This is a genomic window from Spirillospora sp. NPDC127506 (assembly GCF_040302145.1).
Taxonomy (GTDB): Bacteria; Actinomycetota; Actinomycetes; order Streptosporangiales; family Streptosporangiaceae; genus Spirillospora.
This window is the reverse complement of the sequence record NZ_JBEORG010000002.1, coordinates 175,114-189,757: the sequence shown is the minus strand read 5'-3', so window position 1 is coordinate 189,757 and position 14,644 is coordinate 175,114. Positions and strand designations below refer to the sequence as shown.

Annotated in this window: 4 protein-coding genes; 3 read left to right on the top strand and 1 reads right to left on the bottom strand. The window is 74.7% G+C overall.

Annotation, left to right across the window (positions count from 1 at the left end):
* The first annotated feature begins 106 nt into the window (after positions 1 to 106).
* From ABTW95_RS03520 to ABTW95_RS03510, 3 genes are all read left to right on the top strand, one after another.
* Positions 107 to 586, top strand: coding sequence for a hypothetical protein (locus ABTW95_RS03520; protein WP_500224212.1), 480 nt, complete (start codon positions 107 to 109; stop codon positions 584 to 586).
* A gap of 120 nt (positions 587 to 706) precedes the next feature.
* A complete protein-coding gene (locus ABTW95_RS03515) occupies positions 707 to 1,390 on the top strand; it encodes a response regulator transcription factor (RefSeq protein WP_396448154.1) in 684 nt (227 codons plus the stop codon).
* Complete coding sequence (locus ABTW95_RS03510) at positions 1,387 to 2,724, top strand: sensor histidine kinase (RefSeq protein ID WP_396448153.1); 1,338 nt, start codon at positions 1,387 to 1,389, stop codon at positions 2,722 to 2,724. The genes ABTW95_RS03515 and ABTW95_RS03510 overlap by 4 nt, the downstream gene beginning before the upstream one ends.
* Here ABTW95_RS03510 and ABTW95_RS03505 read toward each other — a convergent pair.
* Positions 2,715 to 14,642 (bottom strand): LysM peptidoglycan-binding domain-containing protein, encoded by an 11,928-nt coding sequence (locus tag ABTW95_RS03505; protein WP_500224210.1) that lies wholly within the window; start codon positions 14,640 to 14,642, stop codon positions 2,715 to 2,717. The two genes, ABTW95_RS03510 and ABTW95_RS03505, sit on opposite strands and share 10 nt — an antisense overlap.
* Positions 14,643 to 14,644: the final 2 nt, after the last annotated feature.

Genomic DNA, 14,644 nt, shown 5'->3' with positions numbered 1-14,644 from the left:
CCGGTCCGCCCGGACGGGAGCCCGCAGCCGGCCCGGAGGCGACTCTCAGGGTTCTCTCAGGAACGGGGACGGGCTTCTGCCAGACGCATGCGGTTGCATGTCCACCATGCGAACCAACCGCAAGACCATCGCGGCCGGCCTGGGCGCGGCCGGCCTCCTCGGCGCCGGCCTGTACCTCGCCGTCCCCGCGTTCGCCGCCGACCCCGCCCCGTCGCCGACCGCCTCCCCCACCGCGAAGCCCGGCCACCCCGGCCACCCCCGGATGGGCCGCCCGTTCCGGCAGGGGCGCGCCCTGCACGCCTTCCGCGGCGTCCACGGCGAGGCGACCCTCCAGCGCAAGGACGACTTCCACGTCGCCGCCTGGCAGCACGGCCAGGTCACGTCCGCGTCGGCCACCGGGGTCACCGTCCGCAGCGCCGACGGCGTGTCCTGGACGTGGACGGTCAACGCCGACACGCGCGTCCGCAAGGGCGGCGAGAAGGCCGACCTGAAGGACCTCGCCAAGGACGACAAGGTCCTCGTCGCCGGCGAACGCTCCGGCGACACCCGGACCGCCCGCTTCATCCGCGTCCCCCCGCACCGCTGAGCCCCGGCCGCCGCGGCGACGCCGGCACGTCCGGGCGCGGCGCCGCGCGTCCCGGGGCGCCCGGACGCGGGACGCGGGCGGTACCTTCGGCGTGGAGCACGTCCAGCGGGAAAGGGGCCGATGAGCGAGAGCAGGCGGGTGCTCGTCGTGGACGACGAGGCCAACATCCGCGACCTCATCGAGGTCGCGCTGCGCTTCCACGGCTTCACCACCGCCACCGCCGCGACCGGCGAGGACGCGCTGCGCGCGGCCCGGCGGGAACGGCCCGACCTCGTCCTGCTGGACGTCATGCTCCCCGGCATGGACGGCTTCGAGGTGTGCCGGCGGCTCCGCGCGGACGGCGACCAGGTCCCGGTCATCTTCCTGACCGCGCGGGACACGCCGTCCGACACCGTCACGGGCCTCACGCTCGGCGGTGACGACTACGTCACCAAGCCGTTCTCGATCGAGGCGCTGATCGCGCGGGTGCACGCGGTGCTGCGCCGGGCCGCCCCGGCCGCGTCCTCGCCGGACACCGTCCTGCGCGTCGCCGACCTCGAACTGGACGAGGCGCACTGGACGGTCCGGCGCGGCGGCGTCGACGTCGACCTGTCGCCGACCGAGTTCCGGCTGCTCGCCTACCTGATGCGGAACGCGGGCGTGGTGCTGTCGCGCGCCCAGCTCCTCGAAGGCGTGTGGGGCTGGGACCACGGCAACCCGCAGGTCGTCGAGACCTACATCAGCTACCTGCGCCGCAAGCTGGACCCGCTCGGCGGGCCGCTGATCCACACCCGGCGCGGGATCGGCTACGCGCTGCGGCCATGACGCTCAACGCCCGCCTCCTCGCCGGCCTGCTCGCGGTCACCACCGCCGGGCTGCTCATCATGGGGCTGGTCAGCGCGCTCGTGCTGAACGGCTACCTGATGCACCGGGTGGACGAGCAGCTGGAGGCCACCCGCGACCGCACCCTGGCCCGCCTGCTGCGCCCGGGGCCGTCCGAGCAGGGGGTGGCGCCGGCGCAGTTCGTGGTGCTGGCCGTCGGCGAGCGGACGGAACGGGTGCGCGTCCTCAGCGGCGACGACCCGGACCCCGGGCGCGCCGTCGCCGCGATCGGGCGGCTCGGCCGGGACGAGCTGGCCGGCCACGCGCGCAGCGGCGAACCGTTCTCGCTGCCCGGGCTGCGCGCCGTGGCCCGCCCGTGGCGCAACCGCTTCGTCGTCGTGGCCGCCCCGCTCGGCGAGATCCAGTCGGCGGTGCGGAACCTGGTGCTGTCGGAGATCGCGACGGGGGCGCTGCTGCTCGCCGTCCTGATCGTCCTCGGACGGTGGCTCATCCGCCGCGGCCTGCTGCCGCTGAACCGGATGGCGGAGACCGCGCACGCCATCACCGCCGGCGGCGACCTGCGCGCCCGCATGCCCGGACCGGGGCAGCGCACCGAGACGGCGCGGCTCGCCGCCGCCATCAACGTGATGCTGGAGCGGATCGAGCAGGCGTTCTGGGCGCGGAGCCGGTCCGAGGCGCGGGTGCGGGAGTTCGCCGCGGACGCGTCGCACGAGCTGCGGACGCCGCTGACGACCATCCAGGGCTACGCGGAGCTGTACCGGCACGGCGCCCTCGGGCCGGACGAGCTGCCCGACGCGATGCGCCGCATCGAGGGCGAGGCCCGCCGCATGAACGACCTGGTCACCGACCTTCTGGAGCTGGCCCGCCTGGACCGCGAGGCGTCGCTGAACCCCGTCCCGACGGACCTGGTCGTCCTCGCCCGGGACGCGATCGCGGACGCGGCCGCCGCCGAACCCGACCGCCCGTTGCGGCTGGACGCGCCGGACGCCCTCATCGCGAACGTCGACGAGGCGCGCATGCGCCAGGTCTTCGCGAACCTCCTCGCCAACGTCCGCGCCCACACACCCCCCGGCACGCCCGCGACCGTCCGCCTGGCCCCGGGCCTGATCGAGGTCGCGGACGAGGGGCCGGGCATGTCGCCGGACGACGCCGCGCGCGCTTTCGAACGCTTCCACCGCGCGGATAAGGGCACCGGCGGGACGGGCCTCGGCCTGCCGATCGTGGACGCGATAGCCGCCGCCCACGGGGGCCGCGCCGAGATCCGCTCCGAGCTCGGCGTCGGCACCGCCATCCGCATCACGCTCCCTCACCCGTGAGCGGCCTCCCCGGACTCGGCCCGGCATGACGGCTTCGGGTCGATCACGTACTCGATCGGCAGGCGCAGGTCGCGCAGCCGCAGCAGCGGCATCGGACGCGCCGTCAGGTTCGTCATGAGCGTCAGGTCGAAGCGCAGCGCGCCGCCGCACACGGGCGTCCGCTCACGGAACCACGCGTCGACGGCCCGCGCCCACCCGTCGAGCATCCGGGTCAGGCCGCCGTCCTTGCGGCCGGCGGCGAGCGGGGCCTGCATCAGCACCGGCAATGTCACCGGGCGCAGGTCCGGGTTCACGGTGTAGTCGTAGACGACCTCGACCTGGACGGCCAGCTCCGGCTCGGTGGTGCGGTCGAGGAGCGCGGCGAACACCGCCTCCAGGTGCGCGCTGAGCGTCCGGTGGACGGGGCGGTCCGGGTCCGCGCTCCCGATGTACTGCACGGGGATGGCGTCCGTGACGTCCACTCCCGGCTGCAGCGGCGCGGCGCTGCGGATCGCGGGCGTGCGGTACACGAACCGCTCGTCGGCGGTGCGTCCCGGTATGGGTTCGCGGTTGCGTTCGACGGTCACGGCCGCGAGGGCGTCCTGCTGCTCCAGCAGGTGCAGCCCCGGCAGGACGAGGGTGCGCCCGGGGATCTCCTGCCCTTCGCCCGCCATGAGGTACTCGCCGTCGCGGCTGTAGTAGTAGGCGTGCCGCCCTTCCTCCCCGGTCCCGTGCTCGTGGCGCTCGTAGCCGGCGATGTCGACCGCCGGCCGGCCGCCTCCGGCGGGCGGGGCGCCCTTGACGGTGACGAGCAGCACCCCGGGCGTCCCGCCGATCTCCGCCGGCCGCTCGGTGATCTCGAACCGGCAGGTGGTGCGGCCGGCGACGGCGCGGGGGCGGGCCGCCGCCGCGAGCCCGGAGTCGGCGACGGTCTCGGCGAGCGTGAGGAACGCGCGCAGCGCCGCCGCCGCGTTCCGCACCTCCTCGCCGTCGCCGGTGCTCGCGTCGACGGGCGCGAGGTAGTCGTCCAGGTCGCGGGCGACGGCCGGGTGGACGGTGGCGAACTCCGCGAGCGCGGCGAACGCGTCCGCCCGCTCCTCGGCGGCGGACCGGTGGTCTCCGACGTTGAACGCGACGTCCGCGATCACCTTGTCCTGCGGGTAGTGGAACGACATCGCGTACGTGAACCGGTAGTCCCAGCCGGTGACCCGGTCGAGCGGGTCGTGCCCGCCGGGGTAGGCCGCGTCCTGGCCCCGCATCGTCGGGCTCTCCGGATAGGCCCGCAGGATCAGCGGCACCGGGAACTCGCCGAGATCCGCCGACAGCGGCCAGGACGGGTCGCGGTCGACGAAGCCGAGCCAGCTCGACGCGCGGTAGTCCGCGATCCCGGGCACCGGGCCGATCTGGTGCTCGATCGCGTTCGCGTCGTAGCGGACGTCCAGGTCGACCCAGGAGACGACCGCGCCGTCCCGCCGGACGGTGTCCGGGGCGCTCACCAGGAAGGCGAGCGGCACGTCCGGCCCGGTGCGCAGCGGGAGCCGCGGCGAGGTGAGCGAGACCGGCGTGCCCGCCCCGCCGTCGCCGGCGGGGGCGGTCCGCTGGACCGCCTCCCCGTACAGCTCCGGCGGCCGTCCGGCGTCCCCGTCCCGGGCGCCGGCGTGCACGTCCGCCTCGAACTGCACGGCGGCGCGCACCGAGTAGGCGTCCGCGAGCCTGGTCAGCAGCCGCTGCCGGAACAGCTCCCGGACGTGGCCGGGGTCGGCGCTCTCGCCCGCGAAGACGGGGATCATCCACGCGGACGCCGCCCGCGCCAGCCGCTCCTTGACGGCCAGCGCCCGGCCGAGGAGGTCCTCCCCGGTGAGCCGGCCCACGATCTGCGCGGCGGCGGTGAAGCGCGGGGCGAGCAGGGAGTCGACGGCGCCGAACAGGGAGCGGCACCAGCCGTCGACGTCCACCTCGGCGAAGTCCTCCCACCGGGACGGCTCCGGTTTGAGGCCCTCGCCGGTCACGTAGTCGCGGATCGGCACGCGGCTGCGGCTCTGCAGCGCGGTGGACATCGGCCTCGGCGCGAACACCACCGGGCCGCCCTCGGACACCCGGTAGGAGATCGGGGCGCCGGGGGCCGTGCCCGCCCGGACCGCCCACACCGTGGTGCCGCCGTCGAGCCCGCCGGTGGCGGGTGCGTGCCGGTCGACGCCGACGGCGACCTTCGGCGTCTGCTCGCCGGTGCGCAGCGCGGCCTCCAGGCGCCGCGCGAACTCGGCCAGCGCGAGCGGCCCGGTGGGGGCGCCGTCCTGGTCCGGCAGCCGCTCCTGGAACGGCGCGACCGGTGTGCTCGTCTCGCGCACGCCGGGCGCGGTGGCCAGGTCGCCGAGGACGGCGCCGCCGGTGCGCGCCAGCCGGAACTCGGCGCGGAGCGGGAAGATCTCCGCCGGGTTCACCGCGTCGCGGTCCAGCGGGAAGCCGATCGGGTGGCTCGCCGCGGGCGGCGGCACGTCCGTCCGGAACCGGGCGCGGTCGTCGAGGAACGCCAGGATCGAGCCGTCTCCGTCGCACAGCCACGCGCGCAGGGCGCGGAGCTGCTCGGCGGTCAGTTCGGCGTCGCCGGTCGCGGACGGGTCGTCCGCGTCGCGGCCGAGCAGCGTGGTGCGGACGGCGCAGGCGATCCCGTGGGGGTCGGCGAGCTGGTCGCGCAGCCTCCGGTAGACGGCGGCGTCGGCGGCGGCGCCGGCGGCGACCCCGGACGTGCGGGCGGCGCCGTCCGCCGGGTAGGCGAACCCCGCGCGGCCTTCGACGGCCTCGCCTCCGGCGGCGCGGCGCAGCCCGCGTACGGCGAGGCGGTACATCCGGCCGTCGGTGAGGGGGGAGACCGTGAGCCGGACCGTGCGGCCGTCGTCGCCCAGCACCGCGGATTCGACGGTGACGGGCTCGCCGGTGTCGTCGAAGACGTAGTTGCCGGTGTCGCCGACCCCGTCGGGGTCGAGGTCCAGCGTGAACGTCAGCTCGACGGTCGTGGCGTCCGGTGCGGCCGCGGCGAGCAGCCCCTGGTAGCGGCTGTCGTCGAAGCTCAGCAGCAGTTCCAGGAGCGGGCCGCCGTCCCCGGCGTCGCGGACCTGCCAGCTGGACGACACCGACGGCCACTGCCCGAGCCCGACCAGCGCGTCGGTGTACCCGATCAGGACGGGCGGCTGGTCGAACGGCCCCCCGCTCCCCGCCACCGGGTCCGTCAGGTCGGTGACCAGCGTGTTCCCGTACACGTCGCACCAGTCGAAGGACACCTGGAGGATGTCCCCGATCGCCTGGTACGGGGCCGCTTCGGCACCGTCCCCGCTTGGCTTCGCGAACCGCGTGTACGGGACGGCCTGCCGGTACTCCCACAGGTCTCTACCGGGTTCGAGTTCGCGCGGCGCCCGGATCTTGTCGTGGTTCGCGGGATCGGCCGGGCCGGTCGCCGGCCCGGCGGGGAGCCCGATCGGGCTCTCCTCGAACGCGGCGTTGCCCGCGACCCGGTAGCCGAGCATGGTGAAGGCGGCCTTCAGGAACGCGTCCGCCCCGCCGTCGCCGGCCCCGGGCGCGTCCTCCGGCACGACGCGGCGCGCGGCGACGGCGGCGACGCCCGGCGGCACGGTCGCGGTCCGCGTCCGGGGCCCGCCCGGCACGGTGATCTCCCGGCCGGTCTCGAACGGGCCGGGCACGTCGCGGTTCGCGGCGGCGAGGGACGCCGCCCCCTGGCCGTAGCCGGCGATGATCTCGCCGAACGTCCCGGAGAACGGGCTCGTGCCGGGGGTCAGCACCAGCCGCGGCAGCCGGATCGCCTGCGGGAACGCCAGCCGGTCGGGCAGCCCGCCCGGCCAGCCGGAGTTGGCGGCGCGCAGCGCTTCGACGGTCGTGCCGAAGCGGCCGGCGACGTCGGCCAGCGCGATGCCGCCGGGCGGCGCCTGGTAGACGCCCTCGTCCACGGTGATCCGGGCGTCCGCGGCGAGCGGCACCCCGGTGTTCGCGGCGACCAGGTCCGCGACGTCGCCGTAGTGCGCGGCGGCCAGGGCGCCCATCCGGGTGTCCGGGGCCGCCGGCACGCGCGCGGGCGGCTCGGGCGGGTCGGCCTCGGCGAAGACGGTCGCGTCGCGGGGCAGGCCGGCGGGCGTGGCGAGGCTGTTCATGTAGGCGCCGACGCGGTTCCGCTCGACGGGGTCGGCGGGCGCGGCGTACAGCACGACGAGCGTCACGGTGGCGGTGTCGCCGCCCGCGAACAGCCGCTCCGGCAGCCCCCGCCCCTCGGCGGCCGCGTCGTAGTAGAGGAAGAAGCCCCCGCCGCGCGTGATGCCCGCCTCCCAGAGGAGCCGGATGAACTCGTGCGGGTCGTTGAGCAGGCGCGGCCCGTCGTCCGCCGCGGCCTGCGGCGCGGGCACCGCGCCGGGCGGGCGGGTGCGGGTGCTGAGGTCGGTCTGCGCGAGGCCCATCGTGACCGAGGGCAGCGTGTCGTTGGCCAGGCCGGTGTCGCCGTCCGCGGCGGGGAAGGCGAGGATCAGCCGGTCCACCGCGGCGGCGTCCGGGTCCTCGCCCCACCGCTCCAGCAGCCGTTCGAGGAGGACGATGTCCCGGTCGTCGACGCCGGCGATCTCGTAGGTGGACCGCGTGGACGGGCTTCCCTCGACCTCCGGCACCAGCTTGACCTGGACGTTCACCGCGGTGGCCCAGCCGTGGGCGGCGACGCCGGACACCGCCGTGCCGCCGGTGGAGTCGTCGTGCCGGCCGAGGCGCACCCGCATCCGCGGATCGCAGGCCCGCACGGAGCGGTCCGGGAGCGCGGTCAGGTCGGCCGGCAGCCGGTACAGCCGCAGCCCCGCGGCGCCGGCGTCCGCCGCGCCCTCCCCGCCGGGCCCGTACGGCAGCGGCACGGGCACCGGGCTGCGCCACGGGACGGACCGGGTGCACGGATAGGTCGCCGGGGCGGTCTCGCACATGCTGCCCGCGCCGAGCGATTCGAGGCCGATGTCCAGCCGGGCGCCCTTCCCGTAGGCGTCGCGGAGCCGCGCGACCCGGTCCGCTTCCGCCGTGCCGGGCACGAGGGCCAGCTCCAGCCGGTCGGGGTCCGCGCCGGCGAAGCGCAGCCAGCCGGGTCCGCCCGAGCGGTCCAGGAAGACGCGGAACGGTTCCCCGGACAGGGCGGGCAGCGGCACCTGCTGCCCGGTGAGCGCGTGCAGGCCCGCGTGCGCGGGCAGCCGGAGCCCGCCGTCCCGCTCCCGCACCCACATGCCCCGCGCCTTCGGCTCGACCGTCCCCGCCGCGGGCAGCCGCATGCCGTGCAGGCAGTACCGCGACGTGAGCGCGGAGATCTGCCGGAACGCGAACGTGCGCTGCGCCTCGGCGATCAGCTCGCCGAGCCGGAACCGGCCGAGGTGCGGGACGTCCAGGTACGGCTCGGCGCGGCCGTCCGCGTCCCGTGCGGCGAACAGGTCGGCGATCTCGGCGTTGGCCGGCTGCTCGCCGAGAAGGGCCGCGCCGACGCCGAAGCGGGCCGCCACCGAGTCCAGCGTCTGCGCGGCGCCGGCGTCCGCGGTGACGTGCCGGAAGAGCGGCACCGCCAGCGTCGCCATGGGGGCGAGGAGACCCTCCTGGCGGAGGACGCCGCCGTCGGCGAGCAGTTCGGCGAGTGAGACGCCGAGGCCCGCGGCGACGTCGCCCAGCACGTCGCCCGGCCGGACCGTGTACGGTGTCCGGTCCGGGAACGGCACGCCGGCGCCGGGCCGCAGCACCGCGCGTCCCGCGTTGCACGCGGCGAGGTCGGCGGCCGTGAACGCGCCGCCGTAGACGTCCCGTCCGGCGAGGGCCGCGAACGTCTCGCCGGCGCCGGACGCGCACGTCACCAGCGGGATGAGGAGGTCGGCGCCGGGGGCGAGCAGGCCCTCCTGGTCGAGCAGTCCGGCGCCGGTCACCAGGTCGGCGTACCGGACGCCGAGCGCGGCGGCGACGCCGATCAGCGTGTCGCCGTCCTGGACGGTGTGCTCGCGCCCGCCCGGCAGGACGATCCGCGCGCCGGGGCGCAGCAGGCCGGGCGCGGCGGCGCCGGCGCCGGCGATGTCCGCGGCGCTCACCTCGTCCTCGTAGCGGCGGGCGAGCGAGGCGAACGTGTCGTCGTCGCCGGGGGTGCAGGTCACGCCGATGGCGATCGCCCGGCCCGGCCGCAGCGGGTGGGCGCCGTTCGCGGCGAACAGGTCGGGGACGGTGTAGGCGGGGACGGCCGGCAGCGGCCCCTCCCCGGCGCCGTCCGCGGGCGGCACGGCCCGGTTCTCGTTGACCCAGCGCACGATGCCGAGCGGGGTGTCGCCGGCGGCGATCGGGTACTTGAACAGGCGCAGCCCGTCCCGGGCGGCCTGCACCGTCTGCCGGGCCAGCAGCAGGAAGTAGTCGCCGAACACCCACTCGGCCATCGACAGCGACTTCTCGGCCACGGCCTCCGCCGCGCCGGCGGGCTCCTCGGAGACGCGCACGGCCAGCTCCGCGAAGTAGCTCCGGAGCCCGGCGAGCGCCTGCCCGCCGATCGCGTTGTAGGACCCGAACGCGTAGCGGGTCGCCGGGGCGTCCCCGTACGCGGGCACGTCGAGGACGAGCGACGGCGGCACGGGCAGGTACGTCGCGTCGGGCTCCGTCGTCCCGCCCTCCGGCGGTGCGTCCGCCGGCCCGCGCACGGTGAGCCGGAACGCGCCGCCCAGGAACCGCTCGACCGCGTCGGCGGGCACGGGCGCCGGGACGGCGTCGCTGCTGACGAGCACCTCGTCCAGCAGGTACGCGAGCTCCAGCTCGTCCACCACCAGGGCGTCGATCTCCTCGGCGGTGCGGGGGCCGTCCTGGATCGCGGCAACCACCCAGCGCAGGACGCCCTTGCACAGGGTCTCGAACGAGGTGTCGCCGGCGGCGCCGTCGGCCGGGCCCGCGAGCATCGCCTCGTGGACGGGCGGCACCGAGTCGATGAGCAGCATCGCCACCCAGCACGGGAACTGCTCGACGGCCCCCGCGTCCCGCGGGTCCGCCCACTCGTCGCGGGCGAGCGCGAGGCCGGGGGCGGCGTAGCCGGTGAGCTCGGCCGGCTCCGCCGGCGGCCGCAGGTTGCCCCACTCCGGCGGACGCGCCGCGCGGGCCGCGAGGCCGGCGGCGAGTTCGCGGCGCATCCGCAGCCGCCGGTCCGCGGGCCCGCCGAGCACCCCGGCCGAGGCGCCCAGCGCGCGGGACGGGCCCCGGTCCACCGTCCGCCAGGGCGGCGTGCCGAGGTTGTCGACCGTGAAGGTCTCCTTGAGCCGCATCGAGAACTTGAAAGTGATCTTGATGGTGAACAGCCCGGCGTCGATCTTGATGCTGGCGGACACGTCGACCGACAGCACCAGGCTGAGCGACAGCGACACGAACGACTCGTAGGCGATCTCGGCGAGCGCGGCGATCCGCACGTCGACGTCGGCCTTCACGACGGAGAAGTCGACCGACCCGTACAGGCGCCCGAGCAGGCCCACCGTGCCGCGGACGAGGAAGTAGTAGCCGCCCTGCACCTGGTCGAGCGCCCCGGAGCCGGCGCGCTCCAGCGCGGACCCCGGCTCGTAGGGGTTCCACTTGCCGAGGACGCCCTCCAGGACGCCCGCGACGGTCAGGCTGAACCCGGCCTTGAGGATGCCGTACTGCACCGACTTGCCGAACCCGGCCTGCAGCCCGAACCCGAAGACGATCACCGGGTTGAACGTCCCGTTGGACGCCTTCGGCACCAGGTCGGTCGTGGCGCTGGACAGCTTGCCCAGGTAGAAGCCGCCCGACCCGAGCAGCGGGATGCCCGGGTAGATGACGGCCTCCAGCGTGAACGACCGCGAGAAGTCCATGTTGCGGGGGAACCCGACGTCGACGAGGAAGTCGCCGTTGGTGTACACCGCGACGGCGAACACCGGCAGCGTGATCGCGTACGCGCCCACGTTCAGGTGCCGCATCTGGTCCGGCAGCGTGATCTCGGCCTGGTACACCCCGACCGCGTCGCTGATCTGCCGGTACATCACCTCCAGCGCCAGCCCCTTGAAGACCTTCGCGGCCGGGCCGTCCAGCGCGACGCGCAGCCCGTACAGGCGCGGGTCGCAGAAGACGACCTGCCCGTCCAGCAGGTAGCCGGCCGGCTTGGCCGCGTCCGGTACGGCCGGTCCGCCCGTCTCGGCCAGACCGCCCGCCGCGCCCTCGAAGCGGAGGATGCCGATGTCCAGGCCCGCCACCCAGGACACGGACCGGTCGAGCCGGACGTCCGGGATCTCGTCCGGCTCCGCGGGCGGCAGCTTCTTCATGGCCTCGATGGCCTTGCCGACGGTGGTCGCCTGGTCGAGTCCGGGGACGTCGATGTGCTGCCCCAGCGCGAGCAGCCGCAGGTCGATGTACTTGCCGCCCTGGCCGGGCGGGGTCGGCGCCGCACCCGGCCTGCTGGTGTCCCACGGGCCGAGGCTGCCCATGTCGCCGAGGGCGCCGTCCCCGACGTTCCACGGGAAGAAGCCGTCCAGCGTCACCATCACGCCCCGGTCCGGGCCGGTGCTCTGGTAGACGACGCTGATGCCGTCGATGCGGGCGAACCCGAGGTCGATCGGCCCGATGCCGACCTTGAACCCGACCTGGTTGCGGGACGTGTCCTTCGGGTTGAAGCGGTAGGTGAGCGCCAGGTCGCCCGGCTTGACCGAGTTGAGGACGTTCCACGGCGGCGCGAGCGCGAACCCGGTGCCGGTGATCCAGGACACCATCGTCTCGATGACGGACCCGAGGGTGGCGCCGGCGGCCAGCCCCAGCTCGGCCGTGTAGTCGCCGGTGTCCTTCTCCGGGCCGGCGACCTTCCCCTCAAGCCCGTTCCAGGTGATGCCGAACGCGTTGACCTTGGGGTTGTAGTCCCACCAGACCCGCAGCCGCAGATCCTCCCACCGCACCTCGCTCTCCAGCCGCGCGAAGCGTCCGGCGGCGCCGGAGCCGAGGCGCAGCCTCCCGGTGAGGGAGGCGTGCGGCAGGAACGGCACGACCCACGGTTCGGCGGTGGCGCCGCCGAACGCCCACGAGCCGTCGCCCGTCGCGATGGACAGCTCCAGGTCGGAGATCCCGTACTTCGCCTCCGTCCGCCATCCCGTGTAGGCGGCGAGCAGTTCGCCCAGCGGGACCGCGCCGCCGGTCTGCCGGCCCTCGAAGCGCCAGCCGGTCTCCTTGGCGTAGAACGCCTCCACGGCCAGCTGGATCTTCGCGGAGTCGGGGAGGATCAGCACCGTCCCGCCGAACCGCCCCTCGACGCCGGTGGCGTTGCCGCGGGCGGCGAACGCGAGGTTCTCGATCGTGAACCACGGTTCGGCGGAGCCCGCCGGGACCGGCCAGTCCGCGAGGACGCCGCAGTCCACGCTCCAGGTCCCGGCGGGCCGGTTGTACTGGAAGTCGAACAGCGTCACCGCGCCGTTGACCGGGACGGACTGCCCGCTCGGCAGGAACAGCCCCACCACGTCGGCGATCCGGACGTGGACGGCGGGGTCGGCGGGCGGCACCAGCGTGCCCAGGAAGATCTGCTCGGGCAGCTGCGCGGTGACCCGCACCGCGCCCTGGCCGAGCGCGAACGTCCCGATGATCTCGAACCGGTTCCGCCGCCGCGGCCCGGCCGGGTCGGCGACGTCGGCGAGGAGTTCCAGGCCGTTCAGCACGATGTTGCCGACGAGCGGCCATGACGCGGTCGTCGCGAACCGGACGGAGAACGACGCGATCTCCCGGGTGTCGGCCAGGTAGCCGATCTGGATGCGCCGGACGGCGAGGTCGGCGGCCGCGTTCAGCGGCGCGGGGAGCGCCTGCGCGAGGTTGACGCCGCCGAGCAGCCCGAACACGCGCGCCAGGCTGGGGCCGGGGGCGGTGAACGACGCGTCGAACGTCCACCGCCCGGCCGCCGGCGGCACGCTCAGCACGACGCTCATCGCGGACCCGCCGTCCGCCTCCGCCTCTCCCGCGGACGCCCCCGCGGCGCCGCCGGGCAGCGGGACGGCGCCGCCGGCGAACCCGGTGACGGCGCCCGCGGGATCGTCCGAGCGCACGATCTTGAGGAAGGAGTCCCGGATCAGGAACCAGGGGGCGCCGGTGAGGCTCCACGACCCCGCCGCGGCGGGCCGCACCTGGATCGCGCCGGTCAGGCCCGCGTCGCCGTCGGTGAACACCAGGTCGACGTCGGAGTCGGGCAGCCCGAGGACGCCGGCGCCGCGGCCGCGCGCCACCACCTTGCCGTCGGCCGGCTCGGCGACCTTCGCGTCCGTCAGCACGAGCGCCGACCCGCCCGCCATGGCCTCGTAGAGCCGCGCGAGGGGGCCGTCCTTGAAGGCTCCGGGCGCCACCGCGAGCTTCCCGTCCGCGCCGAGGTTCTCCTTCAAATCCTTGTAGACCTGCGCGAGGACCGCGTCACCCGTCTTGATGGGGGCGCCGACCAGCGTGAAGTCGGTCTTCTTGTACGCCTCGCTCGTGAACACCCATTGCAGAGCGGCCTGGAGCTTCTCCTCCTGGGGCTGGTCGGCCATGAAGGTTTTGAAGCGCTGGAAGTACTTCTGCAGCGGCGAGTCGTCTTCGTACGCCTCCCCGATGTAGTGGGCCAGATGGTGCGGCGGCACCAAGCCCTCTTGTTCATTCCACAGGCGGTGCTCCTGCCTCAGCACACCCGCGGCGAACTTGGACGAGAGTGCGCTGGAATCCATCAGCGCGTTGAACGGCAGCACCGGGTAGGGGACGTCGGCGAGCCGGAAGTAGGGCTTGCCCAGGGGGATGACCAATCCGGCGGTTCCCGCGCCCTCGAACACCGACGGCAGAGTCGCCTCCGCATAGAGGAGGTCGAACACGGCCTGCGGCAGGCTCTGGAGGTTCAGGATGAGGACCTCGTCGTCCTTCAGCGCGGCGATCTTCTTGGCGATCTCCCCCGCATCGTTCAGCTGCCTCTCGACGAGGACCTTGCAGTCCCCGCCTGGGCACAGGTACTTCTCGGCGAAGAGCCGGACGCTCGCCGGCGACGAGCCGAGATTCTTGCCGGCCACCCACGATTCGAGCAGCTTCCAGCTCGCGTCCTTGATGTTCGCGAGAACGAGGATCACCGTTCCCTTGCGGAACTTGTCCTGCGAACCCTCCTGGAGGACGCGGGCGGTACCGGCGAGGTTGAACAGGATCCCCCCGGGGGCCAGACCGTTCTTCGCGCTGCCCTCACCCACGTTGCTGATGCCGTAGACCGGGCAGAACAGCCGGCCGTCCCGCACGCCGTCCAGGACGGCCTTCGCGGCCTCGACCACCTGCTTCTTCCCCGGCAGCGCGGCGAGCTCGGTCCACTGCTTCTCCGTGAGCGCGATCTCGGGACGGCCGTACAACCGGGCGGCCAGGTGCGTGATCTTCTCCGACAGGTCGACCAGCGGCCTGTCCGGGGCCTTCGGGAAATAGGCGACGCTCGCGCCGGGCTTCCCGCCCTCCTCCTCCCAGCCGTAGGGCTGGAGCACGAGCAGCATGTCGGCGTTGAGCTCGCCGGCGAGCTTCTCGACCTCACCGGACGTGTGGTCGAATCCACCGGTGATGGCGAGCTTGGTCACCTTCCCCGGCGGCTCCCCGGTCTTCTCGACAAGGGTTATCTCGGCCGTCCCGCCGCTCACCGTGAGGCGGAACCCGGACTCCCCCGGCTGGATCTCCGGCAGCAGCGTCCGCAGCTTCTCCAGGATCTCCTTGTTCGGGTAGACGAGTTCGGCCTTCGTCACGAGCTTCCTGGCCACGAACTTCTTCAGCAGCAGCACGGTGGACGCCTGGTGCCCGAACGCCGCCCCCGCCGCCACGTAGAACCGCGGCGTCTCGTCCTTGAAGAACTTGAGAAGCTCCGTGTCCAGCGCGGACGTGCCCCCCTTGTTCTGCGACTCGACAATCTTGATCTGCTGCTCGATCGCTAGTTGCATGC